This is a genomic window from Sphingomonas sp. BLHR8, assembly GCF_056821725.1.
On sequence record NZ_JBPDIM010000001.1, the window covers coordinates 239,839 to 265,838 of the forward strand.

General features: G+C 68.9%; 24 protein-coding genes. 15 read left to right on the forward strand and 9 right to left on the reverse strand.

Features of this window, described 5'->3' with window-relative positions; all coding sequences use genetic code 11:
• Positions 1–51: 51 nt before the first annotated feature.
• The 3 genes from ACRYJK_RS01240 to ACRYJK_RS01250 are packed head-to-tail and all read right to left on the reverse strand — an operon-like array spanning position 52 to position 3,095.
• The gene (locus ACRYJK_RS01240) at positions 52–1,020 is read right to left on the reverse strand and encodes a 50S ribosomal protein L11 methyltransferase (RefSeq protein ID WP_482665775.1); all 969 of its coding nucleotides are present in this window, start codon (positions 1,018–1,020) and stop codon (positions 52–54) included.
• Positions 1,021–1,025: 5 nt separating this feature from the next.
• Entirely contained in the window at positions 1,026–1,718 is a 693-nt protein-coding gene (locus tag ACRYJK_RS01245; protein WP_482665776.1) for an SDR family NAD(P)-dependent oxidoreductase, read from the reverse strand.
• A gap of 27 nt (positions 1,719–1,745) precedes the next feature.
• On the reverse strand, positions 1,746–3,095 hold the full coding sequence (locus tag ACRYJK_RS01250; protein WP_482667365.1) for a methyl-accepting chemotaxis protein: 1,350 nt from the start codon (positions 3,093–3,095) through the stop codon (positions 1,746–1,748).
• Between the two features lie 159 nt (positions 3,096–3,254).
• Here ACRYJK_RS01250 and ald point away from each other — a divergent pair, with 159 nt between their 5' ends.
• Entirely contained in the window at positions 3,255–4,370 is a 1,116-nt protein-coding gene (gene ald, locus ACRYJK_RS01255) for an alanine dehydrogenase (protein WP_482667366.1), read from the forward strand.
• Positions 4,371–4,383: 13 nt separating this feature from the next.
• Positions 4,384–4,599: a hypothetical protein gene (locus ACRYJK_RS01260; RefSeq protein WP_482665777.1), complete on the forward strand. Its 216-nt coding sequence runs from the start codon at positions 4,384–4,386 to the stop codon at positions 4,597–4,599.
• Positions 4,600–4,606: 7 nt separating this feature from the next.
• Here the strand turns inward: ACRYJK_RS01260 and ACRYJK_RS01265 are convergent, their stop codons facing one another.
• From ACRYJK_RS01265 to ACRYJK_RS01275, 3 genes are read right to left on the reverse strand one after another with little or no spacing between them, the layout of a single operon-like run.
• Positions 4,607–6,415, reverse strand: a complete 1,809-nt coding sequence (locus tag ACRYJK_RS01265) for a hypothetical protein (protein ID WP_482665778.1) — start codon at positions 6,413–6,415, stop codon at positions 4,607–4,609.
• Positions 6,412–6,843, reverse strand: coding sequence for a GtrA family protein (locus ACRYJK_RS01270; RefSeq protein WP_482665779.1), 432 nt, complete (start codon positions 6,841–6,843; stop codon positions 6,412–6,414). Before ACRYJK_RS01270 ends, ACRYJK_RS01265 begins: the two co-directional genes overlap by 4 nt.
• Before the next feature lie 6 nt (positions 6,844–6,849).
• Positions 6,850–8,388 carry an NAD(P)/FAD-dependent oxidoreductase gene (locus ACRYJK_RS01275; RefSeq protein ID WP_482665780.1) on the reverse strand — a complete coding sequence of 513 codons (1,539 nt, stop codon included), beginning with the start codon at positions 8,386–8,388 and terminating at the stop codon, positions 6,850–6,852.
• Between the two features lie 182 nt (positions 8,389–8,570).
• Here ACRYJK_RS01275 and sdhC point away from each other — a divergent pair, with 182 nt between their 5' ends.
• From sdhC to tatC, 12 genes are all read left to right on the forward strand, one after another.
• The gene (gene sdhC, locus ACRYJK_RS01280) at positions 8,571–8,966 is read left to right on the forward strand and encodes a succinate dehydrogenase, cytochrome b556 subunit (RefSeq protein WP_482665781.1); all 396 of its coding nucleotides are present in this window, start codon (positions 8,571–8,573) and stop codon (positions 8,964–8,966) included.
• Positions 8,963–9,364: a succinate dehydrogenase, hydrophobic membrane anchor protein gene (gene sdhD / locus ACRYJK_RS01285; protein ID WP_482665782.1), complete on the forward strand. Its 402-nt coding sequence runs from the start codon at positions 8,963–8,965 to the stop codon at positions 9,362–9,364. Before sdhC ends, sdhD begins: the two co-directional genes overlap by 4 nt.
• Positions 9,351–11,174 (forward strand): succinate dehydrogenase flavoprotein subunit, encoded by a 1,824-nt coding sequence (gene sdhA / locus ACRYJK_RS01290; protein WP_482665783.1) that lies wholly within the window; start codon positions 9,351–9,353, stop codon positions 11,172–11,174. Before sdhD ends, sdhA begins: the two co-directional genes overlap by 14 nt.
• A 99-nt stretch (positions 11,175–11,273) precedes the next feature.
• Positions 11,274–11,927 carry a hypothetical protein gene (locus ACRYJK_RS01295; RefSeq protein ID WP_482665784.1) on the forward strand — a complete coding sequence of 218 codons (654 nt, stop codon included), beginning with the start codon at positions 11,274–11,276 and terminating at the stop codon, positions 11,925–11,927.
• A 186-nt stretch (positions 11,928–12,113) separates the two neighbouring features.
• Complete coding sequence (argS, locus tag ACRYJK_RS01300; protein ID WP_482665785.1) at positions 12,114–13,844, forward strand: arginine--tRNA ligase; 1,731 nt, start codon at positions 12,114–12,116, stop codon at positions 13,842–13,844.
• On the forward strand, positions 13,844–14,812 hold the full coding sequence (locus ACRYJK_RS01305) for an SPOR domain-containing protein (protein ID WP_482665786.1): 969 nt from the start codon (positions 13,844–13,846) through the stop codon (positions 14,810–14,812). The genes argS and ACRYJK_RS01305 overlap by 1 nt, the downstream gene beginning before the upstream one ends.
• A 31-nt stretch (positions 14,813–14,843) precedes the next feature.
• Positions 14,844–15,869, forward strand: a complete 1,026-nt coding sequence (gene nagZ, locus ACRYJK_RS01310) for a beta-N-acetylhexosaminidase (protein WP_482665787.1) — start codon at positions 14,844–14,846, stop codon at positions 15,867–15,869.
• 4 nt (positions 15,870–15,873) lie between these two features.
• Positions 15,874–16,650, forward strand: a complete 777-nt coding sequence (locus ACRYJK_RS01315) for a segregation and condensation protein A (protein WP_482665788.1) — start codon at positions 15,874–15,876, stop codon at positions 16,648–16,650.
• Positions 16,647–17,228, forward strand: a complete 582-nt coding sequence (scpB, locus tag ACRYJK_RS01320) for an SMC-Scp complex subunit ScpB (protein ID WP_482665789.1) — start codon at positions 16,647–16,649, stop codon at positions 17,226–17,228. The genes ACRYJK_RS01315 and scpB overlap by 4 nt, the downstream gene beginning before the upstream one ends.
• 51 nt (positions 17,229–17,279) lie before the next feature.
• Entirely contained in the window at positions 17,280–17,540 is a 261-nt protein-coding gene (locus ACRYJK_RS01325; protein WP_482665790.1) for a twin-arginine translocase TatA/TatE family subunit, read from the forward strand.
• A 41-nt stretch (positions 17,541–17,581) separates the two neighbouring features.
• Entirely contained in the window at positions 17,582–18,010 is a 429-nt protein-coding gene (gene tatB, locus ACRYJK_RS01330) for a Sec-independent protein translocase protein TatB (protein WP_482665791.1), read from the forward strand.
• Between the two features lie 3 nt (positions 18,011–18,013).
• Positions 18,014–18,814, forward strand: a complete 801-nt coding sequence (gene tatC / locus ACRYJK_RS01335) for a twin-arginine translocase subunit TatC (RefSeq protein WP_482665792.1) — start codon at positions 18,014–18,016, stop codon at positions 18,812–18,814.
• A gap of 170 nt (positions 18,815–18,984) precedes the next feature.
• Here tatC and ACRYJK_RS01340 read toward each other — a convergent pair whose 3' ends face one another.
• Together ACRYJK_RS01340 and ACRYJK_RS01345 are read right to left on the reverse strand one after the other, a co-directional pair.
• A complete protein-coding gene (locus ACRYJK_RS01340) occupies positions 18,985–21,090 on the reverse strand; it encodes a TonB-dependent receptor (protein WP_482665793.1) in 2,106 nt (701 codons plus the stop codon).
• 81 nt (positions 21,091–21,171) lie between these two features.
• Entirely contained in the window at positions 21,172–22,065 is an 894-nt protein-coding gene (locus ACRYJK_RS01345; protein WP_482665794.1) for a LysR substrate-binding domain-containing protein, read from the reverse strand.
• 186 nt (positions 22,066–22,251) lie between these two features.
• Between ACRYJK_RS01345 and ACRYJK_RS01350 the strand changes: the two genes are divergently transcribed.
• Positions 22,252–24,585 carry a CDC48 family AAA ATPase gene (locus ACRYJK_RS01350; protein ID WP_482665795.1) on the forward strand — a complete coding sequence of 778 codons (2,334 nt, stop codon included), beginning with the start codon at positions 22,252–22,254 and terminating at the stop codon, positions 24,583–24,585.
• Between the two features lie 6 nt (positions 24,586–24,591).
• Here the strand turns inward: ACRYJK_RS01350 and ACRYJK_RS01355 are convergent, their stop codons facing one another.
• On the reverse strand, positions 24,592–25,965 hold the full coding sequence (locus ACRYJK_RS01355) for an MFS transporter (RefSeq protein ID WP_482665796.1): 1,374 nt from the start codon (positions 25,963–25,965) through the stop codon (positions 24,592–24,594).
• Between the last annotated feature and the right edge of the window lie 35 nt (positions 25,966–26,000).

Consider the following 26,000-nt stretch of genomic DNA (forward strand, 5'->3'; position numbering starts at 1 on the left):
CCCGGATCAAGTCCAGGGGGACGACATGGAGGGGACTCGCGCCGCCCGGGCTCACCACTCGCCCGTGTCGCCGGCGTGGGCGGCGGCGCGTGAACGCCGGGCGGGGCGTTGCCAGCCGTAGCGGCGGCGGCGGGTGAGGCGGAGGACGGGCCAGTGCGCGCCCAGCTCCCCCGCATCGTCGAGGCGGAAGCCGGCGCGGCGGTAGGCAGCGATCACGGCTGCGCGCTGGTCGCTGGTGAGTCCTGCGAGCAGCAGGGTCCCGCCCGGTGCGGCGATCTGGGCGATAGCGGGCGCCAACGCGATCAGCGGCCGCGCGAGGATGTTGGCGACGATCAGGTCGAACGGCGCCGCCGCGCGGATCAACGGCGCGTCGGTGCCGTCGGCGACGGTCAGCGCAAGCTCGCCCGCGCCGGGGCCGAGTGTCACGCCGTTGACCAGCGCATTTTCGGCCGACACGGCGACGCTGACCGGGTCGATGTCGCTCGCCAGCGCGTGCGCACGCGGCCACAGGTGCAGCGCGGCGAAGGCGAGCAGGCCGGTGCCGGTACCAATGTCCGCGATGTGACGATAGCGGCGCCCACGGCGCGCGAGCGCGTCCAGCGCCGCGAGGCACCCCGCGGTGGTGTCATGGTGCCCGGTGCCGAAGGCGCGGCTCGCCTCGATGCGGAAGCTGGTGACGCCGGGGTCGGCGCTTGGCGGATCGGCGTGGGTGTGGACGAAGAAGCGCCCGGCGCGCACCGGCTCCAGCCCCGCCTGAGACAGCGTCACCCAGTCTTCATCGGGCAGCGCCTGCGCCCGCGGTGCCGTAGCCGCGCCGACCAGCGCCGCGAGCGCGCGTCGTGCGGCCGCATCCGGGGCGTCGGCATAGTAGGCGTCGATCACCCAGTCGTCGCTGTCCTCCTCGACCTCCCGCGCGACCAGCGTCGGGGTGCCAGGCAGCGCGGCCAGCGCCTCGTCATCGTCGAGCAGCGCCTCGGCGCGCGCACGGTCGACGGGCAGGGTGAGGAGATGCCCGCTCATGTTGGTCAGCGAACGTAGCTGGCGCCGTTGGCGTCGATCACCGCGCCGGTCATCGACGGCGGCGCGTCGAGTGCGCACCAGCGGGTGATCTCGCCGATCTCCGCCGGATCGGCGACGCGCCCGAGCGGGATGTCGGCGAGCAGCTTGTCACCGCCACGGCTCGCCAGATAATCGTCGGCCATGCCCGTCATGGTGAAGCCGGGGCAAACGGCAAATGCGAGGATGTCCTGCGCCGCATAGCCGCGGGCAATGGTCTTGGTCATCGCCACCATCCCGGCTTTCGACGCGGCATAGTGCCAGTGCGCGGGCGAATCGCCACGGTAGGCGGCGCGGCTGGCGATGTTGACGATGCGCCCCCCACGCCCCGCCCGTTGCCAGGCGAGGATCGCGCGGCGCGACAGTTCGGCGGCGGCGGTCAGGTTGATCTGCATGGTGCGCGCCCAGTTGGCGCTCCACGCTGCATCGTCGGCGTCGATGGGGTTGGCTTCGAACACGCCCGCATTGTTGACGAGAACGTCGATCCGCCCGTCGAGGCGGTCGTCCGCCATGGCCCACAGCCGCTCGGGTGCGGACGGGTCGGCAAGGTCCGCGTCCGCGCTCGAGGTTGCGACGAGGCGGATGTCGTCGCGATCGAACGCGGCGGCGATCGCAGCGCCAATGCCGCGGCTGGCGCCGGTGAGGAGGATGTGGGTGGCCATCCCCGCCCCTTAACGGCTTCGGCGACGCTATGCCACGCGGCGGGTAAAATCGGTGGCGGAGCGGCTGAGGTCCGCGAAGCTCTGATTGACGGTGCTGAACGCGCTTTCAAGCGCGCTGATGTCGTCGACCACCTGATGCGTGTCGGTGCGGATAGCGGCGATGGTGCCGGACATCGAGTCCGCGGCCAGCGCGGTTTCGTCGACCGCGGCGGTGATCGTCGTGACGGTGCGCGCCTGCGTGTCCATCGCGTCGCGGATTCGCCCGGCAAAGGCCTTCACCTCCTCGACGGTCTCGCGGATCGAGCTGTTCGCTTCGAGCGTGGTGCGGGTGGCGGACTGGATCGCGGCGATCTTGGACGCGATGTCGTCGGTCGCGCGGCTGGTTTGGTTGGCGAGGCTCTTCACCTCCTGCGCCACGACGGCGAAACCGCGCCCCGCATCCCCCGCGCGCGCGGCTTCGATGGTCGCATTGAGGGCGAGGAGATTGGTCTGACCGGCAACGTCGCGAATGAGGCCGAGGATCGATTCGATCGTCTGCGCATGTTCGCTCAGCGCCATCGACGTATCGAGCGCCGACTGCGCCTGTTCGGCGGCGCGCTCCGCAATGGTCGTCGCGCCCTCCACCTCGGTGCGGGTGGTATCGATGGCGCGGATCAGCCCTGCGGCGGTGTGCGCCGCCTCGCGCATGGCGAGCGCGGACTGCTCTGCGGCCGCAGCCACCTCGGATGCCTTGCCGAGCATGCCGCGCGCCGCCTCCGCCGCGTTGCTGGTCTGCGTGCCGAGCTGGGCGCCGACCGCCGATGCGCCGAGCATGCCGCTGGCGATGGTGGTTTCGAACTGCAGCGCGATTTCTTTGCGCTCCTCACGCGTCACATGCGCGTTCAATTTTTCGCGATAGCTGGTCAGCAGCTCGGCTTCGAGCAACGCGAGATGCGCGTCCGTGTGGAGGAGGTCGAGCAGTCGGTCCTTATCCTCGCCCGCAGCTTCGATGATGAGCCGCTCGGTCTCGCGGTAGCTCGCGGAAAAACAGGAGAAGACGATGCCGAGCCCTATTTTTGCCTTGATTGCGCGCAGGGCGAACCTCGATGCGCAGTCCGCCCACTCCTGTTCCGACGGCGCATGCATTTTCGCTTTGATATAGGCTTCGCCTTCGTCGAGGCGTCCGGGGAGTTGCTCCGCGGTAACGCGAAATTGTGGCGGAGAAAGCCGGTTGTACATCTCCCAGAATGCGGCCGCGATGCCACGCTCGTTGCCGCGCACGACATCACTCAGTCGACCGACGCGTTCCAGCAGTTTGCCGTCATGGTCGAACTGAGGCAGTTTTTCCGCGATCGAGATCGGCGTCACGACATTGAGGTCGATGTGGCTGAGCGGCATCTTCACGGTCCCCGTTGTGATCAACGGCGACTAGCGAAAACTGGTGAACGTTTCGTTAGAGACTGGTTTTAGGGTTGGCGCCGCGCCGCTGGCGCACCTACAGGCGCGGACAAGATGGACGCCCGCGCCCTCGCGCTGCGGGCCTCGCTGGAGACGACGATGCGCATCGGCTGCCCGAAAGAGATCAAGAACCACGAATATCGCGTAGGCCTCACGCCGGAAAGCGCACGCGAACTGGTCACGCATGGCCACGAGGTGTGGGTGGAAACGGGCGCGGGCAACGGCATCGGCGCGACCGACCGCCACTATGACGCGGCGGGTGCCAAGGTGGTCGGCGATGCCGCCACGATCTTTGCCGAATGCGAGATGATCGTGAAGGTGAAGGAGCCGCAGGCAGCTGAGCGCGCCATGCTGCGCGAGGGGCAGATCCTGTACACCTACCTCCACCTCGCGCCCGATCCCGAGCAGACCGAGGACCTGCTGAAGCAGAAAGTGGTCGGCATCGCTTATGAGACGGTGACCGGGCGCAACGGTGGGCTGCCGCTGCTCAAGCCGATGAGCCAGGTCGCGGGGCGGATGTCGATCCAAGCCGGGGCGAGCGCGCTCGAAAAGGCGCACGGCGGGCGCGGGGTGTTGCTCGGCGGGGTGCCGGGCGTCGCCCCGGGCAAGGTGACGGTGATCGGCGGCGGGGTCGTCGGCTTCAACGCGGCACAGATGGCGGTCGGTCTCGGCGCGGACGTGACCATCCTCGACCGCGACCCGGAAGTGCTCGAAAGGCTCGGCATCCATTTCGAATCGCGTGCCAAGACGCGCTTCTCCAACGCCGCCAACATCGCCGAATGCGTGGCGGAGGCAGACCTGGTGATCGGCGCGGTGCTGGTGCCCGGCGCCGCTGCGCCGCGGCTCGTCACGCGCGAGATGCTGAAGACGATGTGCGCCGGGTCGGTGCTGGTCGACGTCGCCATCGACCAGGGCGGCTGTTTCGAGACGAGCCGACCGACGACGCACAGCGACCCGACCTATGTCGTCGACGACATCGTCCATTACTGCGTCGCCAACATGCCCGGCGCGGTGGCGCGGACCTCGACCTATGCGCTCAACAATGTGACGCTGCCGCACGCGCTGCGCATCGCCGACCTCGGCTGGCGCGAAGCATTGCGCCGCGATCCGCATCTTGCCGAAGGGCTGAACGTTCTGCTCGGCGACATCACCTGCGCGCCGGTGGCCGAAGCGCTCGGCCGCCCCTATCTGTCGCTGGAGCAGGCGCTCGCCTGACAGGGAGTCGATGATGAGCGACGAAGCCAAGCCTCCGGTCGACGAAAAGGCGACGGAAAACACCACCCTTCAGGTCGCACGCACCGCCGGCGAGGTGCGGGAGAAGGGCGACCGCAAGGTCACGGGGGCGACCGACAAATCGCCCTCGATCGGCTGGAAGACCGCTGCCGGGATCGGCATCGGATCGGCGGCGCTGGTCGCTGCGCTGCTTTACAGCCGCCGGCGCTGATCGCGCATCAGCGCACCGCCGGGGCGGGGCGGATGCGAAAGATTTGCGGCCGGTCGTGCGTCCACGGCCCTACACGTTCGAGCCAGCCCGGCGGCAACCCGCGACTGAGCGCACCGGCGAGCGAGCCCGGGCCGCCCCACCGTTCGTAATGGCCGGACCCGTCGGGTTCGGCGCAGTAGATGAGGTGGGTCGCCGACCCCATCGCCCCGCGCGCCTGTTCGGCTGGCGCAATCCAGGCTCGGATGCTGCGTTCCATTGTCGCGGCTTCGCGATGATGACCGGTGGCCAGGACCGACGCCCCGCTGTTGGCGAGGACCATCGGCCCATAGTCCATCTGGTTGAAGAACAGCGCCCGGTCATAGCCGCGTAGCGCGCTCGCGATGCTCGCATCGTTGCACGCGGCGTGCGCCTTGCGATCGCCGCGGGTTATCGTGGGCGCGTTGCCGATCACACCGCGATCGGCGAGTGACAGGATGATGCCGAGCATGACGGGCGTCGTCGCCAACGCCAGCAAAAGAGAGGCAGCCTGCGGGAGCGCGCGCGACTGCCGGCGGCTCCAGTCCCGCAGGGCGACGAAACCATAGGTAAAGCCGGGCAGCAGCAGCATCGCGGCAATCGCGCTCGCCCGCAACAGCACCACCGCGAGCACGCTGCAGGCGATCGCGACGAGCATCAGGTCGAAGCGAGCCGCTCGCTCGCGCGCGTTGCTGGCCCCGCGCCAGGCGGCGATCGTCCAGGCGCAGCCGATCAGGAGCGGAATGCCGAAGAGCATCGCTTCGTCGAAGGGCAGGCGCCAGATCGGCAACCCCTCGAGCACGATCGCATGCCAGTGGGTGCGCAGGAAGGGGGAGATCATCTCGAACGGCCCGGCGGCGCAGCGCGGCTCGACGAGAAGGAGACTTGCGACGCCCGCGGCTCCCGCCGCGACAAGTGCGATGATCAGCATTGCCGGCGAGGTCCGCAACCAGCGCGCGCTGAGGCCGAGGACCACGAGCGCGGCCGCGATTGCCGCAAGGTACGGGGCGGACACCGCGTCGCAATAGCTGGCGAGAGGGGCGCTCAATCCGCGCGTCAGCGCCAACCCCGCGGTGAGTGTCAGCAGCAGACTGGCGAGGAAGGCGAGAAGGCGCGACGCGCCGCCTCGTCCGCCGAGGGCTTGCATCACCAGGAGGCCGCCGACGATCGCGGCATAGGCGATGCCCTCGATCGAGATCAGCGCCTGCAAACCGAGCGGGACGGCAGCGAGGATCGCGCTGCGCATGTCGCTGCGACCGATGATCGCGACCATGGCGAGCATGAAGCAAAGCTGCTGCGCGCTGTGGTGGTCGATGCGCATCGGCGTGAACTGGAACAGCGCCGACGTGGCGGTAGCGGCGATGATCATGCCGGGCAGGCGGGCGTCCTCGCCGAGCGTGCGCCGGATGATGCGGTCGACCGCCCAGAAACAGCCGGCCAGCAGCAGCAGGGGCCACAGCAGCATCGCCAGACGTTCGGCGTTGGCAACGCTCGTGAACAGGTCGAAAAAGCGGATCAGCGCGCCGACGGGCGCGTCGATCAGCCGCGACCAGTGGATGTCACCACCCGACGGGGGATCGATGCGGTGCTGGATCGTGTCGAACCAGCTCTGCCCCGCCAGCCAGTCACGGATCTGCACGAGCCGCAGCGCGTCGTCGGGATCGCCCGAAGCGATCCGCCCGTCGGCATATTGCGACCATTTGCCGCCGCCGAGCAACGCATAGGCAAGGAGCGCCGCGGGCAGGAAAGCATAATCGAGCGGCAAGCGCGCGCGGCGGTCGCGCGCCGCGCTGCCGGTCATCGAAACACCACGATCTTGCGCATGAGATAGGTCGCCTGAAAGCTGATGACGATGGCGAGCAGTTTGGCGAGGCGAGGGTCGAGGCCAAGGTCGGTCGTGCCCGCGACGATGGCCGCGGTGAGTGCGAGACCGACCAGCGCCGAGCCGACGAACAGCGATCGGCGATCGCCTCTGCTGCGCGCGAAACGATCCTCGCCGCGTCCGAATACGAGCCGGTTGGACAGCTGCCAGTGGACGGCGATCCCGACACAATAGCCTAGGATCGCGGCCGGCGTGGGGCGTGTCCCCGCTTCCAGCGCGGCGAGGTAGGTGGCGGCGTCAATGCCGAGCGCCACCACGCTCGCCGCAAGGTAGCGGATATAGGTCGGGGCAAACAGGCGCTGGATGGCCAACACTGGCAAGCTGATCGCCCCCGTTCGCGCGGTCATCGGCGGTCAGGCCGCGCGCGCGACGGCGCCGCCGGCCACGCGCGTCGGCACCTCGCGCACCGAATTGAGCGCGGCGCGCCGCCCCTCCCAGTCCACCGCGCCTTCTTCGCCATCCTCATGATATTCGGCGTCTTCGTTGACCTGCCAGATATCGTAGAGCTTCTCCCCCGCGACGATGTTGCGGACCGTCAGCATGGCGGTCATCATCGCATGGTCCTGATTATTGTAGCGGTGCATGCCGTTGCGCCCGACGAGGTGCAGCGTCGGATAGGCAGCTTCGAGCTCGGCGCGCATCGCATCCACGTGGGCGGCATAGTCCTCGTCGTAAACGGGGTAGGCCTTTTCCTGCCGCACCACCGCGCCGCCGACGACCTGCGCCGGATCGCACAGCCCCAGCGTCGCCATCTCGCGCGTCGCCTGGGCTATCAGATCCGCATCGGAGCTGTCCCACAGATCATCGCCTTCGAAGCAGAAATATTCGAGCCCGACGCAGGCAAGGCTGGGGTCGGGCACCATCTCGGGCGACCAGCTGCGGAAATTCTGGATGCGGCCGACCTTCACCTTGGAATCGTGGATGTAGATCCAGTTGTCGGGAAACAAATCGTCCGAGCGGATCATCAGCGCGACGGTGAGGAAGTCACGATATTTGAGCTTTGCAGCGTTGAGGCTGGTCTGCGGCAGCGGATGCAGCCGCGCGGCGAGTTCGCGCATGGGTGCGGAGGAAATGACGTGCTCCGCCTCGATCGCGAAGTCGCCGTCGGCACCGGTGGCGAGCATCGTCCATGTGCCCTTGGGTGCCTGCTTCAACTGCTTCAGGCAGGCGCCCATGATTACCCGGTTGCCGCCGGCGACGACATGATCGCGCGCTGCCTCCCACATCATGCCGGGGCCGAGGCGGGGATAACGGAAGCTTTCGAGCAGGGACTTGGTCGCCATGCCGTCGTTCGGACGTTTGTTGAGGCCGAGGCTGCGCTTCAGCCCGTCGATCACCGCCTTGCCGAGGCTCAACCCCTTGATGCGCTGCGCCGCCCAGTCGGCGGACATTTCGTTGCAGGGCATCCCCCACACCTTCTCGGTGTAGGTTTTGAAAAAGATCGAGTAGAGCTTCTTGCCGAACTGGTTCGACGTCCAGTCCTCGAAACTGCGGACATTGCGGTTGGGGAACAGCTGCGCCCAGGCGTAGCTCGCCATGCACATGGTCGAGCGCCACAGCCCCAGGTTGCGCAGCGCCTCGAACGCGCGCAGCGGGTAGCTGTAGAATTTGCCCTCATAATAGATGCGGCTCATCCGCGGGCGCTCGATGAAATCGTGCGGGAGGATCTCGTTCCAGAGATCGACGACTTCGCGCGACTTCGAAAAGAACCGGTGCCCGCCGATATCGAAGCGAAAGCCGTCATGCTCCACCGTGCGACTGATCCCGCCGACATAAACCGGGTCCTTTTCGATGACCGTGACCGTATAACCCTCCTGCGTGAGGAGGTAGGCCGCGGTCAGGCCGGCTGGCCCCGCCCCGATGATCGCCACGTCGACGCGATGGTTGTTCATGAAGTCCGGCCCCTCCCCATTCGATGAGGAAGGCCATGGCGGATCGGCCGTAAAGAATTGGTTAGCGGGGCGGTAACCCACCCCGCCCCGTTGCATCCCGCACTTGCTGCGTTAAAGGCAGGGCTGCCTCCCTCGCTGGCGCGCCTGCGGGGACTCAAAGCCTTTCATGGGGACGAGCGTTCATGGCCGTGGCCGGCAAGCGACCGATTTCGCCGCATCTGCAAGTCTATAAATGGGGACCACACATGCTGGTCTCCATCCTTCACCGCCTGACCGGTGACGGGCTGGGCATCGGCGGGGCGCTGATTTTTCTGGGCTGGCTCGGCAGTGCGGCGGCGGGGGCCGAGGCCTATGCGCGCTTCGTCGATCTGGCGACGTCGATCCCGGGGCGGATCGTGCTGGTCCTCCTCACGTGGGGCGTGCTGCAGCATGCCGCAAGCGGCGTCCGCCACCTGCTGCTCGATACGGGGGCGGGCTATGCGCTGCCGACCAATCGCAGCTGGTCGCGCGTGGTGGCGATCGCGCCTGCGGTCATGACCGCGCTGTTGTGGGCGTTCATTCTGTGGAGGCCGATGTGAGCCGCGCCGGAACCGAACTCGGCCGCGTCCGCGGTCTGGGTGCCGCCAAGAAAGGCGCGCGCGACTGGATGCTGCAACGCATCACCGCGGTCGCCAACCTGGCGCTGCTGACCTGGCTCGCGGCGTCGTTGATCCTCGGCGACGTCGGCACTTACGAAGGGGTGCAGCGCTGGCTCGGCTCGCCGCTCGCGGCGGCGCCGCTGGCGTTGCTGGTCGTCAGCGTATTCACGCACGTTCGGCTCGGGCTGACGGTCCTGATCGAGGATTACGTCCACGCCGAGGGTGCCAAGATGGCCGCCCTCCTCGCCAATATCTTCTTCACCTGGGGCGGGATGATCTTCGCCCTGTTTTCGATCCTCAAGATCGCGTTCGGAGCGGTTACGAATGTCGGCCAGTAACGCCACCACCCAGCCCGCCTACAAGATCATCGACCACGCCTATGACGTGGTGGTGGTGGGGGCGGGCGGCTCCGGCCTGCGCGCGACGATGGGCGCGGCCGAAGCGGGGCTCAAGACCGCCAACATCACCAAGCTGTTCCCGACGCGCAGCCACACCGTCGCGGCGCAGGGCGGCATCGCGGCGAGCCTTGGCAACAACACCCCTGACCACTGGTCGTGGCACATGTACGATACGGTCAAGGGCTCCGACTGGCTCGGCGACCAGGACGCGATCGAATATATGGTGCGCGAGGCGCCGGCGGCGGTGATCGAACTCGAGCACGCGGGCGTGCCGTTCAGCCGCAACGACAACGGCACTATCTACCAGCGGCCGTTCGGCGGGCACATGCAGAACATGGGCGAAGGCCCGCCGGTGCAGCGCACCTGCGCCGCCGCCGACCGCACCGGCCACGCGATCCTGCACGCGCTCTACCAGCAGAGCCTGCGCTACGCCGCGGACTTCTTCATCGAATATTTCGCGCTCGACCTGATCACGGTCGACGGCGAATGCCGCGGCGTCATCGCCATGTGCATGGAAGATGGCTCGATCCATCGCTTCCGCAGCCATGCCGTGGTGCTGGCGACCGGCGGCTACGGCAAGGCCTATTACACCGCGACCAGCGCGCACAGCTGCACCGGCGATGGCAATGCGATGGTGCTGCGCGCTGGCCTGCCGCTGCAGGATATGGAGTTCGTCCAGTTCCACCCGACCGGCATCTACGGTGCGGGCGTGCTCATCACCGAAGGCGCGCGTGGGGAGGGCGGCTACCTTACCAACAGCGAGGGTGAGCGCTTCATGGAGCGTTACGCGCCGAGCGCCAAGGATCTCGCCAGCCGCGACGTCGTGTCGCGTTCGATGGCGCTAGAGATGCGCGAAGGGCGCGGGGTCGGGCCGGAGAAGGACCACATCTACCTCCACCTCGACCACATCGATCCCAATGTGCTGGCGGAGCGGCTGCCCGGCATCACCGAGAGCGGCAAGATCTTCGCGGGCGTCGACCTCACCCGCCAGCCGCTGCCGGTGACGCCGACGGTGCATTACAACATGGGCGGCATTCCCTGTAACTATTGGGGCGAGGTCGTGACGCTGAAGAACGGCGACCCGGAGACGATCGTCCCCGGCCTGTTCGCGGTGGGTGAGGCCGCCTGCGTCAGCGTTCACGGCGCCAACCGGCTGGGCTCCAACAGCCTGATCGACCTCGTCGTGTTCGGTCGCGCGACCGGCCACCGGCTCAAGGAGCTGATCAAGCCGGGCACCCCGCACCAGAGCCTGCCGAGCGATGCCGCCGACCTGCCGCTGGCGCGCGTCGACCGCTTCCGCCACGCCAACGGCGGCACTTCGACCGCGCAGGTGCGGCTTAACATGCAGAAGACGATGCAGAAGCACTGCGCGGTGTTCCGCGACAGCGCGCTGCTGAGCGAAGGCGTGGCGCAGATGCGCGACAACGTCGCGCGCATGCAGGACGTCCGCATCACCGACCGCGGGCTCGTGTGGAACACCGACCTCGTCGAGACTTTGGAGCTCGACAATCTGCTGGCGCAGGCGGCGGTGACGATGGCGAGCGCGGAAAACCGCAAGGAAAGCCGCGGCGCTCACGCGCACGAAGACTTCCCCAATCGCGACGATGCCAACTGGATGAAGCACACGGTCGCGTGGTTCTCCGGCTGGGGTGGCGAGGCCAGCGACGTCAAAATCGACTATCGCCCGGTCCACGAATACACGCTCAGCGACGACATCGACTACATCAAGCCCAAGGCGCGGGTGTACTGATCTTCGCCAGTGGCTTGGTGGCCTGCCGCCATTGCCACTCGCGGGGGCGGGGGATATGAGGCGGGCCGCTCCCCAGCGCCGTCAGGAAAGCTTGTCCGCATGATCAGTCGCTCCGTTGCCCTCGTCGCCCTCGCCGGTTCGGCGCTCGTGCTGGGCGGGTGTGCGCGTAATGGTGAGCTCGATGTGACGAGCGGCGTAGGCATTACGGCTTCGCGCACGGTCTGCCCGGCGGTCGGCATCCCCGCGCACACGGGTGATATCACCCTGTTCGATCCGCCGCAGAGCCGCGATGCTGCGGCGATCGACGTGGTGGCGACGATCACCAATTTGCGGACCAACTGCAATCCCGACGGGGCGCAGGTTTATTCGACGACCAGCTTCGACGTGGTCGCGACCCGGCTGCGCGCCGGTCCCGCGCGTGAGGTGGTGCTCCCTTACTACAGCGCGGTGGTGCAGGGCGGCACGCAGATCGTCTCCAAGGACGAAAGCCGGCTGGTGGTGCGGTTCGAGGACGGCCAGACCCGCGCAACCGCGCGTGGTGCGGTGAGCGCCTATGTCGACCGCGCTGCGGCGACGCTGCCCGACGAGATCCGCGAGCGCATCACCCGGCGACGACGCGCGGGCGATGACGACGCGGCGGTCGACCCCCTCGCCGATCCCGAGGTGCGCGCGGCGGTCGCTCGCGCAACGTTCGAGCAGTTTCTGGGCTTCGCGCTGACGCGCGACCAACTCGCCTATAATGTGACGCGCTGACGACTCGATCCTCCCCGGGGCGGGGAGGGGGACCGCCGACGCAGTCGGGGGTGGAGGGGCACCCGCGCGATGGGACTCGCTTCGCCCGGAGCCTCTGCCGCGGCGCGACCCCACCACCATCCTGCGGATGGTCCCCCTCCCCGCCCGGGGGAGGATCGGCCCAGCAGCCAACCGACAGGTTCAATCATGCCGATTTTTGCTGACATCGCCGCGCTTGTGGACGGCGCGCTCGATCGTCTGACCGCTGCCGGCACGCTCCCGGCCGGGCTCAACCGTGACGCTGTCACCGTCGAGCCGCCGCGCGATGCGAGCCATGGCGACATGGCAACCAACGCCGCGATGGTGCTGGCCAAGCCCGCCGGCACCAATCCGCGCGCGCTGGCGGAGGCGCTGGTCGCCGAGCTCACCGCCGACCCGCGCGTCGCTGCGGCGAGCGTGGCCGGGCCGGGGTTCATCAACCTGACGCTCGTCCCCAATGCCTGGACCGAAGAACTGCGCGCGATCCATGCGAGCGGCGCGGACTACGGCCGCTCCGACCTCGGCGGGGGGAGCGGGGTTAACATCGAGTATGTCAGCGCCAACCCGACCGGGCCGATGCACATGGGGCATTGCCGGGGGGCGGTGGTCGGCGATGCGCTTGCCAACCTGCTCGCCTTCACCGGCCACCGCGTGGTGCGCGAATATTACGTCAACGATGCGGGCGCGCAGGTCGACGTGCTCGCTCGTTCGGCGCATCATCGCTATCGCGAAGCGCTGGGCGAAGAGGTCGGTGACGTCGCGGAGGGGCTCTACCCCGGCGACTATCTGAAGCCGGTGGGCGAGGCGCTCGCCGCGGACTTCGGCGACCGCTACGCCGCCGCGCCAGAAGCGGAGTGGCTGGCGCTGTTCCGTATGCGCGCGGTGGCGGCGATGATGGAACTCATTCGCGGCGACCTCGCGCTGCTGGGCGTGCGGCACGACGTGTTTTCGTCGGAAGCGGAGTTGCAGGCGGCGGGGAAGCCCGATGCGGCGGAGGCGGAGCTGCGCGGGCGGGACCTCGTCTATGATGGCGTGCTCGAAGCGCCCAAGGGCAAGACGCCGGAGGATTGGGAGCCGGTCGAGCTGCCGCTGTTCCGCTCGTCGGCCTATGGAGACGACCAGGACCGGCCGATCAAGAAGAGCGACGGCAGCTGGACCTATTTCGGCGCCGACCTCGCCTACCACCTGCAAAAGGCGCAGGGGGTCGATGCGCTGATCGACATCTGGGGCGCCGATCATGCCGGCACGGTCAAGCGCATGGCGGCGGCGATGCAGGCGCTAACCGGCGGGGCCAAGCGCTTCGACGTCAAGATCGTGCAGATGGTTCAGCTGCTGCGCGACGGCGTGCCGGTGAAGATGTCCAAGCGCGCCGGCAATTTCGTGACGCTTGCCGACGTCGTGCGCGAAGTGGGCAAGGACGTGGTCCGCTTCACCATGCTCACCCGCAAGGCGGATGCGATGATGGACTTCGACTTCGCGAAGGTAGTGGAGGCGTCGAAGGATAATCCCGTGTTCTACGTCCAGTACGCTCACGCGCGGGTCAAATCGCTCGGACGGCGCGCGGCGGAGGCGGGGATCGCGCCCGACGGTGCGCCCGACCTGTCCCGGCTCGATACAGACGAGCTGGATCTCGTGAAACTCGCGGCGACGTTCCCGCGCGTGGTCGAAGCTGCGGCCCAGGCGCGCGAACCGCACCGCATCGCCTTTTTCCTCGGTGATCTGGCGGCGGCGTTCCACGGCTGGTGGAACGCCGGCAACGACGACCCCGCGCGACGGGCGGTGCAGCCCGACGATCCAGCGCTCACCCGCGCGCGTCTTTTCATGGCCGACGCAATCGGGCAGGTAATCGCCAACGGCTTGGCGCTGATGGGGGTGGAGCCGGTCGAGGAGATGCGCTGATGCAAAGCCAGAGTCAGGGCGGGGGCGGGCCGGGGCGCGACTGGTCGAACGGCGACACACCGGTCGAGCCCGGCTTGAGCGATACGCCGGAGCACTCGCCCTCGTCGATGGACGAGGGCGGGCGTGGCCCCGCCTTCAATGCCGATCGGCGCGACCAGCTGAGCGGTGGCGAAGCCGAATGGACGCACGACCGCGCACTCGACCCGAACAACGCGCGGATCGCCATGGAAGAGCCGCTGGTGGTCGACGCGCCGACGCATGATGCGCCGTCCGCTGCGCCGTGGCTCGAGCCGGCTGCGGAGGAGGAGGTCGAAAGCGGCGCCAACGGCGGCCGGCTGGTGGCACTGGTGGTCGCCGGGCTGGCGCTGATCGGCCTCGTCGTGGGCGGCCTCTACGCCTGGCAGAACCGGGCGCTGGAGGGCGACGGCACGCTGATCGCGGCGCCCGCCGGTCCCTACAAGACCGCACCTGCGCCCGAGCGCGGCCGTTTCGAGGGTGAGGCCGACGCTGCAGTTGCCGCGACGGAAGGGGCGGCACCGGTGGGAACCGTCGATACGTCACGTCTCCCGGAAACGCCGACCTCGCCGACGCCGGTGCGTACGGCGCAGGCGCCCGCGCCGGCGACCGCGACGATGGCGGCACCGCGGGGAGTGGCCGCCGCTGCGCCGGTGACCCGTGCGGATGCGGCGCCCGTCGCTTCGGCGGCGCCGGTTTCGAACGCCGCTTCTGCGGCTGCGGCGCCCGCGAGCGCTGGCGGCACTGCGCAGCTTGGCGCCTTTGCCAACGAAGCGTCGGCGCGGCGCGCATGGTCGCAGCTCGAAACGCGCTTCGAGTGGCTCAAGGATACCGGGCACAGCATCGTCCCCGCGACGGTCAACGGACGCACCGTGTACCGGCTGACCGCGGCGGGCGGCGCCAATCTGTGCGCACGGCTGCGCGTCGCTGGCGAGACCTGCATCGTCCGCTGACAGAGATCGGCGTGGCTGCTAGGCCGGCGGCATGACGATCCACACGCCCGCCTTTTTCGGCCTGTCCGGCCTCGCGCTCACCGCCGAGGAGCGAGCGCTGTTTGGCGACGCGGCGCCCGCGGGCTACATTCTCTTCGCGCGCAACATCGCCGACCGCGTCCAGCTGCGCGCGCTGACCGACGATCTGCGGACCTTGTCGGGACGCGAGGATGTGCCGATCCTGATCGACCAGGAGGGGGGCCGTGTGGCACGCATGCGCGCGCCCGAATGGCCGAGTTTCCCGGCGGGTAACGCCTACGCCGCGCTTTACGAGCGGGCTCCGGCGAGCGCGATCGCCGCCGCGAGGGCCAATGCCGAAGCGATCGCGCTGACGCTCGCCGAAGTCGGGGTCAACGTGAACTGTTTGCCGGTGCTGGATGTGGCGAGCGATGTCACCCACGCGGCGCTGGGCGACCGGGCGATGAGCGACGATCCCATGCGCGTCGCGGCGCTCGGGCGCGCGGTGTTGGAGGGACTCCAGACGGGCGGCGTGGTCGGCGTTGCCAAGCACATCCCCGGACATGGCCGTGCCGCGGTCGACAGCCATCACGAATTGCCCGTGGTCGACGCGAGCGAGGCGGAGCTGGAACGCGACATCACGCCGTTCCGCACGCTCAACTGGGCGCCGATGGCGATGACCACGCACGTCCTCTACCCGGTGTGGGACGGCGAGCGGCCGGCGACACAGAGCCCTCGCATCGTCGGCGACATCATTCGCGGGCGCATCGGCTTCGACGGCCTCCTGATGACCGACGACCTTGACATGCATGCGCTGACTGGGACCAAGGGCGAGCGCGCGGCGCTGGCGCTCGACGCGGGCGTGGACATCGCGCTGCAATGCAACGGCGACATCGCGGACATGCGCGACGTCGTCGATCACGTCGGCGGGCGCATGACCGACGCGGCGCAGCGGCGGTTGGGGGCGGCGATGGCAGGCGTCAGCTCTGGCCCTGAATTTCGCGCCGACCGGCTCGCCCAGGCGACCGAGACGCGCGACGCGCTGCTCGCGCTGGCGTGACGTGATGGCGGGGGCGGCGTTGGACGGCGACCTGTTCGACGCTGCTCTCCCCGCGTCGTCGCCTGAGCGGCTGCATGTCGAATTCGACGCATGGGAGGGGCCGCTCGACCTGTTGCTGACGTTGGCCCGCGCGCAAAAGGTCGACCTCGCGCAGATTTCGATTCTCGCGCTCGCCGACCAGTATCTCGCCTATCTCGATCATGCGGCGGCGCGCGCGATCGAAGTGGCGGCAGACCACCTCGTGATGGCGGCGTGGCTGGCGCAATTGAAATCGGCGCTGTTGCTGCCGCGCGCGGAGCAGCCGGACCCCGACCCGCAGGAGATCGCGGATCAATTGCGCCATCGCCTCGCCCGGCTGGCGGCGATGCGCGACGCGGGGGCCCGCCTGATGGCGCGCGACCGGGTGGGGCGCGACGTGTTCCTGCGCGGCGCGCCGGAGGGCCTCGCCACCGTCCGTCATCGCGTGTGGGAGGTGACCCTGATCGACCTCGTCCGCGCGCTGGGCGACGTCGAGGAACGGTCGCGCCCAGTGCTGCATCAGGTGAAGCCGCGCGACGTAGTGACGCTCGAGGACGCGCTCGAACGGTTGCGCCAGTTGCTGCCGACGCTCGCGCAATGGACACCGCTTGAGCGGACCGTGGAGCCGTCCCCGCGTTCGTCGCGGCGGCGCTCGGCACGCGCGTCCGGGCTGGTGGCGGCGCTGGAGTTGGCGCGGCTCGGCCGGGTTGCGCTGCGGCAGGACGAGGCGTTTGCTCCGCTGCTGCTGCGGGCCGAGCGATGAGCGTCGATCCGCTGCGACGCTCGGTCGAAGCGATGCTGTTCGCCAGTCCCGAGCCGCTGTCCGTCGCGGACATCGCCGAGCGAGTCGGGAAGGATCGCAACGCCATTGCCGAGGCGCTGGAGGCGATCGCAGCACGGCACGCAGGGAGCGGCATCGAGCTCGTCGAGCGGGGCGGGCGCTGGCTGTTTCAGACGCCTGCCGACCTCGCCTGGCTGTTGCGGCGGGAGGAAGATGCGCCGCGGCGGTTGTCGCGGGCAGCGGTCGAGACGTTGGCGATCATCGCCTATCAGGAGCCGGTCAGTCGCGCGGAGATCGAGGCGATCCGCGGCGTGCAGACCGCGCGCGGGACGCTCGACGTGCTGCTGGAGGCGGGTTGGGTGCGGCCGGCGGGGCGGCGGGAGGTGCCGGGACGGCCGCTCCTCTACGCGACCACGCCCGCGTTCCTCACGCATTTCGGGCTCGCCAGGCGCCGCGATCTGCCCGGCCTGGCGGAGATGCGCGCGGCGGGTCTGCTCGATCCGGTCAGGGCCGGCGAACCGGTGCAAGGCGTGCTGGCGCCGGACGGCGAAGGCGACTAAGATCAACCGAAACTCGAAAGAGTCCCGTTTCGGTTTAGGCGGAGTTCGCTCATGGGTTCGTTCAGCATCTGGCACTGGCTGGTGCTCGGCATCATCATCCTGCTGCTGTTTGGGAAAGGCCGCTTCTCCGACATGATGGGGGATGTCGCCAAGGGCGTGAAAAGCTTCAAGCGCGGGCTCGCCGATGACGAGGATGCGGCCGGCACGACCACGACTGTGGTGACGCCGCCGGTGCAGCGGATCGAAGGTCAGGCGGTGCCGCCGGTGACGACCACCACCGCCGAGGCCAACCGCGTCGAGCCGCGCGTCTGAGCCGCCCTCCGCTTTCCGTCGCCACCCGCGGCTGAACGCCGATGTTCGACGTCGCCCCCACCGAATTGCTGCTGGTCATCATCGTCGCCGTGGCGGTGATCGGACCCAAGGACTTGCCGCGCGTGGCGCGCACGGTCGGCAACTGGGTCGGCAAGGCGCGCGGCATGGCGCGCCATTTCCGCAGCGGGCTCGACACGATGATGCGCGAGGCGGAGCTCGAGGAACTGGAGAAGCAGTGGCGCGAGCATAATGAGGCGATCATGCGGGCTTATCCGCGCTTCGGCCCGGCCTCGCTCGGACCTGCGCCAGGGACGGTGATCGACGGGGTGGCGACCCCCGTGGCGCCCGTCGGCCCCGGTGCAGCGCTGCCCGATCTTGCAGCAGATCGGCCCGCTGCCACGGGTCCGGTCGAGGCCGCTTCCGCGCCCCCTCGGCCGGCGCCGCCCGCCCCAGTGCCGCCGCGGGATTGAGCGATGGCCGAGGCCGATCCGATCCCGCCGCCGCTCAGCCCTGAAGAGGCTGACCGCGCCGCGGTCGATTCCACCAAGGCACCGCTGATCGAACATCTGATCGAACTGCGGCGGCGGTTGCTGTGGAGCCTCGCCGCGCTCGGCATCGCCTTTGCGGTGTGCTTCTACTTCGCGCGGCCGATCTTTGCCGTGCTGGTGCAGCCGCTGCTCGCGGCAGGGCAGGGCAGGCTGATCTACACGCAGCTGTTCGAGGCGTTCTTCGTCGAGGTGAAGGTCGCGCTGTTCGCGGCGTTCATGATCGCCTTTCCGGTGATCGCGACGCAGATCTGGCGGTTCGTCGCCCCCGGGCTCTATCGTAACGAGAAGCGCGCCGCGCTGCCGTTCCTGCTCGCGACTCCGCTGTTGTTCGGGCTCGGAGCCGCAGGTGCTTATTATGGCGCGGTGCCGGTGGCGCTGAAGTTCCTGCTGGGGTTCGAGGGCAATATCGGCGGAGTGCAGCAGGATGCCTTGCCCGCGGTCGGCAATTACCTCGACTTCGTCATGAACTTCATGCTGGCGTTCGGCATTTCGTTCCAGTTGCCGATCCTGTTGCTGTTGCTCGAGCGGGTGGGGATCGTCACGCTTGAGCAGCTTCGGGCCGGACGCCGCTATGCGATTGTCGCCGCGTTCGCGATTGCGGCGGTGGCGACGCCGCCGGACGTGGTGAGCCAGCTGCTGCTCGCGGTGCCGCTGTGCCTGTTGTACGAAAGCGCGCTGGTGGTGATTGCCCTCACTCGGCGACGTGCAGCCAAAGCCCAGAATTGACGGGCGGCGCGGGCAAAAAAATTGGGCCCGGCGCGCGAAGGGGGGATGCGCTACCGGGCCCAAACAATAGGACAGCGAAAGCGGGGGCTGTTATTCGCTGTCCGAAGTTATAACCGCCGCCCGCAACAGCGGTTCCGGCGGCGGAAACAATTTTATAATGACCGCAGCGACTAGAAGCTGAGCCGCGCAGTGAGGCGGATGTCGCGGCTACCGAGGGGCACGAAATCCTTCGTGAGGCTCGCATGGCGCCGGGCTTCGACGTCGAACAGATTGTCGGCCGATGCGATCAACGTCAGCCCACGCGGGCCGAGCGGCTTCCAGCTCGCCGACACGCCGACGAGGGTGAAGGCATCGGTCGGCGTCTCGTTGGCCGCAACGTCACGCTGAGCGACGTTGTGCTCGACCTCGCCGCGAAGCGTCAGCGCGTCGCTGGCCCATTCGAGCCCGCCGCGCAGCCGCATCGGCGGGATGCGCGGCAGGTTGGTGCCATCGCTGAGTTTCGCGCGAACATAGTCGGCGCTCGCCTCGGCGCGGAGCAGCCCGGCATCCGTGCGAACCAGCGGCACGGTCGCGCTCGCCTCGGCGCCCCAGATGCGCGCCGGCGCCTGCGTGTAGCGGAACACCGGCAGCCCGTCCTCGACCTCTCCGGTCTGGCGGCGGTAGGTGAACCGTTCGTAGCGATCGTGGAACCCGGTCAGGCTGATCTCCGCCCCGTCCGCCGGGGTCAGCCGAGCGAAGGCTTCAAAGCTCCACGCCTGCTCGGTGCCGAGCGACAGGTCGCCGATTTCGTAGGCCTGGGTGGCGGCGTGCGGTCCGTCCGACAGCAGCTCCTCCGCGCTCGGGGCGCGGCTGGTGCGCATGACATGTCCGCCGATGCGCAGCGCGTCGCCGACGTCGAAGGCCGCGCTTAGCCCGCCCGACAATGTGCTGCGCTGGCTGGCATAGGCGATGGTCGGCGCATCGATGCTCTGCCGCTCCCAGCGCAGCGCGCCTTCGATGTCGAGCGCGCCGAGCCGGACCTCCTGCAGTGTGAACAGCGCCAGTGTGCGCATGTCGTTGGGCGGCAGGAACGCTTCGTCGCCGATCGCTTCAAAGCTGTGCGCCGAATATTGAACGCCGCTGGCCCCGCGCCAGCCGCCGCGGTTGGCCTGCACCAGCTCGCTGCGCAGCTCGATGCCGCGGTTGAGGAAGCGGGTTCCCACCTCGTCGCCCTCGAATTCGGTGTGACCATAATCGCCATATCCCGCGCGAACGCGCAGCGCGCTGAACATGTCGCCAGCGAATTTGACCTCGCCGCGAGCGTCCGCCCGCCACTGGCGCGCAGCGATGGTCACATCGCCGTGATGGTGGTCGCCGCCATGGTCATGCTCGACCTGCGGGCGGCTCGGGACGCCATAGTCCGAGGACAGCCGAGCCACCGAGACCCCGAGCGAACCGCCGTCGTTGATCACCGAGAGGCCGCCGCCGACGGACCAGTTGCTGACCGCGCTGTTGGCGAGGCGGCCGCGACGGTCGGCGAGCTCGCGCAGTTCGGCGGCCTCCTCCGTGTGGCCTTCGGCTGCGGCCTCGTCGGCCGCCGAGCGCACCTGCGCCCGCAGCGAAGGGGCGAGCTGATAGCCGCCGATGCGCAGGTCGCCCGCGTCGAGCCAGCCGCCGTCGGCGTGCGCGACGATTCCCTGCCCGAGCGGCACGTCGACCGAGCCGCCCACGGATTTGGCGTTGTTGACGCTGGCGTAGCTCGCCAGCGCGTCGAGGTGCACGCGCTCATCGGGGACGCGGCGGGGGATGCGGCGTTCGATGATGTTGACGGCGCCGCCGACGGCTGCGGGCGCGTAGAGCAGGGTAGCGGGACCGCGCACCACTTCGACACGGTCGGCGACGAGCGGATCGACCGCGACGGTGTGGTCGGCGCTGGCGCCCGACGCGTCGATGCTCGCGACGCCGTCGATCAGCACCGGCACCCGCTCGCCATCATAGCCGCGCACGACGGGCCGGGAGGCGCCGGGGGTGAAGCTCGACGCGCTGATACCTGGCTGCTTGGCGAGGATGTCGCCGATCTGCGGCTTGATATCGCGGGCGAGATCGTCGGCTCGCACGACCGAGACGGAACCGAATTGCGTCACGGCGCGGCCGAACGGCGCGGTAACGACGATGTCCGCCTCCTCCGCATGCACGTCGTCGACCGACTGCGCGGGCGTTTGGACCTGCTGGGCGAGCGCGGGGGAGACGCACAGCAGGGCGGCAAGGGACGTCGTACGAAACAGGCTGGCGTGCATTAAGATCCTCGTTGGTTATGAGATAACATAACATGAGTGGCGTGCGGCGCAACCGTGCGCTGCTAAAACCAGCGCGGTATTTCAAAGCTGGGCTTTGGCAATCCAGTCGTGGAACAACCGTACCGCCGGCCGCCGCAGCGCCGCCGGGCGGCACAGGAACCAGTAGCTGTAGGGGCTGTCGATCTCGTAATCGAACAGCCGGACAAGTCGCGGGTCGTGCGCATCGTCGAGATGGTGGCCGTGCATGAACGCCACGCCCACGCCCTGCGCGGCCGCCTCGAGCATCAGCGCGCCCGAATCGAACAGGTCGATCGAACTCGGCTGCAACTCCGGCTGACCGATGACGGCGGCCCATTCCTGAAAGGTTTCCGGCATCTCACGATGAATCAACACCGTATGCCGCGCGAGGTCCGCCGGGGTCCGGATGCCGCCCTGGTCGCGTAGGTCCGGCGAGGCGATGGGGTAGATGCGGTCCTGGTCGAGCCGGACCGCGTGGAGAGTCGGGTCGACATTCCGCGCGATGACGATGGCCGCATCAATGCCGTCGCCGAGCCGCGCCTCACCAAGTCCGCCGGTGTCGATGTCGATGTGGAGGTCCGGATGCAGCCGCCGCAGCTCGGGCAGGCGCGGGAACAGGCGCTGCTGCGCGAACAGCGGGAGGACATTGAGCCGCAGCCGCAGCGACGCGCGTTCGCCGACACTTTCAACGGCAGTGTGAAGCGCGTCGAGCGCGGGGCCGAGCGCAGCGTGAAGCTGATCGCCGGCCCTGGTCAGGCGCATGCCGCCGCCGGTGCGTTCGAACAGCGGCACGCCGACGTGCCGTTCGAGCCCTTGCACTCGCCGCGACAGCGCCGGCATCGACAGCGCCAGCGCGGCAGCGGCGGCCTTCACCGATCCCGTGCGCGCCACCGCGACAAAGGCTTCGAGGCCGGACAGCGGCGGCAATCGGCGCAAAGATCGGCCCGCGGCGGGCATGGTATCTCTCTCGTCAGAAGGTGCAGGGTCGGCCCTGTCTTGCGCCGCGCCTTGTCGCGGAATTGGTGCCCAGTGGAAAGGGGGTTGATCGCAATCGGCGGACGGACCGGCGTTTTTCATGCCCCTCGCTTCGCGCGCTGCAGCACCCTATCTGTGCTTGATCGACAATGACGAACGAGGCGTTTCATGGCCGATCTGGCGGCGGGTGAAATCAGATTGCAGGTCGCCAACGCGCGTCCGGAAGACCTCGGCAGCGGGCTTGCCCGGATGCCACGGCGGGCGCTGGCCGCGCTCGGGATCGGCGAGGGCGAGCCGGTCGAGCTTGTCGGCAAACGCAGCACCGTTGCGGTCGCGGTCGGCCCCTATGATGAGGACGAGGGGCTCGAGGTTGTCCGCCTCGATGGCCTCCAGCGCGCCAACGCGCAGGCCGGCACCGGCGACCAGATCGTCCTCCGCAAGGCGGAGGTGCGACCCGCCAAGTCGATCCGCTTTGCCCCGGCGCAGAATAATGTGCGTCTGTCGGGTTCGCCCGAACAGCTAAAGCGCAGCTTCTTTCGCCGGCCCCTGACGCAGGGGGACGTCATCGCGACGCGCGGCCAGCAGCGGGTCGGCCCCACCGACATGCCGCCGCAGCTGGCGCAGATGCTCGCCGCGCCGGCCTACGCCCTCCAGGAAATTCGCCTTGTCGTCGTCTCGGCGAACCCGAAGGGCGCGGTGTTCATCGACGAGAATACCGAGGTCGAGCTGCTCCCCGAAGCGGTCGATCAGGCGGAAATCGCGCGCGGCACCATCACATACGACGATATCGGCGGCATGGGCGAGACGATCGACCAGCTGCGCGAGATGGTCGAGCTGCCGCTGCGCTACCCCGAGCTGTTCCAGCGACTGGGCGTCGATCCGCCGCGCGGGTTGCTGCTCTATGGTCCGCCCGGCACCGGCAAGACCCGGCTCGCCCGCGCTGTCGCGAGCGAGAGCGAGGCGCGCTTTTTCCTGATCAACGGACCAGAGATCATGGGCTCCGCCTATGGCGAGTCCGAGAAGCGGCTGCGCGACATTTTCGAGCAGGCCGCCAGCGACGCGCCGTCGATCATCTTCATCGACGAGATCGACGCGCTCGCGCCGAAGCGGGGGCAGGTGTCCGGCGAGGCCGAGAAGCGCCTCGTCGCGCAGCTGCTGACGTTGATGGATGGACTAGAGCCGCGCGCGAACCTGGTGGTCATCGCCGCGACCAATCGCCCGGACGCGATCGACGAAGCGCTGCGGCGGCCCGGCCGCTTCGACCGCGAGATCGTCGTCGGCGTGCCCGATGAACGCGGGCGGCGCGAAATCCTGACCATCCACACGCGCGGGATGCCGCTGGCGGAGGATGTCGACATCGATGAGCTGTCGCGCACCACCTATGGCTTCGTCGGCGCCGACATCGCGGCGCTGACGCGGGAGGCCGCGATCGAGGCGGTGCGGCGGATCATGCCCAAGCTCGACCTCAGCGCCGGCACGATCCCGGCGGAAATCCTGGATACGCTGACCGTCACTCGCGAGGATTTCGTCGGCGCGCTGAAGCGCGTCAGCCCTTCGGCCATGCGCGAGGTGATGGTGCAGATGCCGACGGTGCGCTGGGCCGACATTGGCGGCATCGACGAGGCGATGAACCGGCTGAAGGAGGGCGTCGAACTTCCCTTCAAGGCGCCCGAAGCGTTCCGCCGCATGGGCATCCGGCCGGCCAAGGGCTTCCTCCTGTACGGTCCGCCGGGCACGGGCAAGACGCTGCTCGCCAAGGCGGTAGCGCGCGAGGCGGAAGCGAACTTCATCGCCGTCAAATCGAGCGACATTCTCTCCAAATGGTACGGCGAGAGCGAGGCGCAGATCGCGCGTCTGTTCGCCCGCGCCCGTCAGGTGGCGCCCTGCGTCATCTTCATCGACGAGCTTGATGCGCTAGTACCTGCGCGCGGCGGCAGCATGGGTGAGCCGCAGGCGACCGAGCGCGTCGTCAACACGCTGCTCGCCGAAATGGACGGGATCGAGGAGATGCAGGCGGTGGTCGTGATCGGCGCCACCAATCGCCCCAACCTGATCGACCCGGCGCTGCTGCGACCCGGACGGCTCGACGAGATGATCTATGTCGGCGTGCCCGACCAGGCGGGGCGGCGGCGCATCCTCGGCATCCATACGGCCGACATGCCGCTGGCGAGCGACGTCAACCTTGATGACATCGCTGCGCGGACCGACCGCTTCACCGGCGCGGACCTTGAGGATCTGACGCGCCGCGCCGGGATGATCGCGCTACGCCGCTCGCTCGAAGCGCAGCAGGTGACGCGGACGGATTTCGACGAGGCGCTGGAGGACGCGCGAGCGACCGTGACGCCGGAGATGGAAAAGGATTATCAGAAGATCGCGGGCGAGATCAAACGCAACGCGGCGTCGCTCAACCCGATCGGCTTCGTCGTGCCGGGGCAGGTGACGCCGCTGCGTCCGGTCAAGCACGCCGCTGCGGCGACGGGCGAGGCCGCGGCGCAGAACTGAGTGTGGTCAGGCGGCGTCGGCGCCGACGTCGGGCAGCGCGCGAAGGCTCCACAGCCCGAGCAGGATGGTGGCAGTGCCTATCGCGGTGAAGGTCGCGATCGGCGCCATGCCATAAGCGAGCACGCCGAGCGCGGGCGCGACCACGTAGCTCGCGCCCGCGATGGACGCGTTCTGGCCCGCCACGGCGCCCTGCAGGTTGCGGGGCACCGACAGCGATGCGCCGCTAGTGAAGCCCGGTCGCAGCAGCCCGAAGCCGAGCGAGGCGAGCGCGAAGGCGAGCGCCATGGTCTCCTGCCGCCCGGCAAAGGCGAGGGCGATGATCCCCGCGCCCGCAGCCGCCCCCCCCAACGCAACCGCCGCCTTGGGCCGAAGCGACAGCATCGGGATCAGCCCCCACTGGCTCAGCAGTGTCGCCAGCGCGCCGACCCATAGCACATGGCCGGTGGGCGCTGCCGCGGCCTCCGGCGTCGCCCGCAACGCCAGCCGGTCGAGCACGAGAAAGCCGATCACCCCCAGCGTCATCGCTTGCGCGTGGCCACTGACGAGGCCGACGACCGTCCAATTGCGCACGCGCGGATCGAACCAGCTGATGCGTGGCGGCTCGGGCGCAGTGAGTTGGTCCTCGCCTTCGTCGTCATCGTGCGCGTGGCGATGCGCGTGCGGCGCGCCCGACGCGGCAGCGGGGTAGTGATGTGTGCTCCCCCGCGCGGCAAAGCGAGGCGTGTCGTCGGGCAAGCCCAGGCGAATGGCTGCGATCACCGCCACGCCGATGGCGCTGAACACGAGCATCGGCCCGGCCAGCCCGACGTGCGGCAGGATGAACCACGGCGCGAGCGTCGGCCCGATCACCGTGCCGAGGCCGAAGGAGGATGCGACGAGGCTCAACGCCTTGGTCCGTTCCGCGGGGTCGGTGCGCGCTGCGACATAGGCTTGCACCGCCGGCGGCGCGGCGGAGCCGAACCCGCCATAGAGGCTGCGGAACAGCGAGAAGAGGCCGAAGGTCAGCAGCGCCCCGAACCAGCCTTCGATTCCCGCCCAGAGGGTGAGCCCGCACAGCAGCATCGATGCGGAGAAACCGGCGATGCCGGTGACCATCAGCGCCTTGCGTCCGCGCCGCTCCGAGACGCGCGCCCAGCGCGGCGCGGTGATCATCCACAGCAGCGCCGACCACGAAAAGGCGAGGCTGATCAGCACGTCGGCGATGCCGAGCCTTGTGCCGAGCGCGGGCAGGATCGACTGCATCGCCGTATTGCCCGCTGCGGCGACGAGCATGACCGCGAACAGCACCGCCATGCGCTGGCGCGGCAGCCGGGACGCGGCGGTAGGCGCGTCCGGTTGGGGGGCGGGGGTCGGGGCGTGCATCACCTGACGGGTTGGCATAGGTTGCGCGAAGTCGCCACACCTCAACGCGCCCT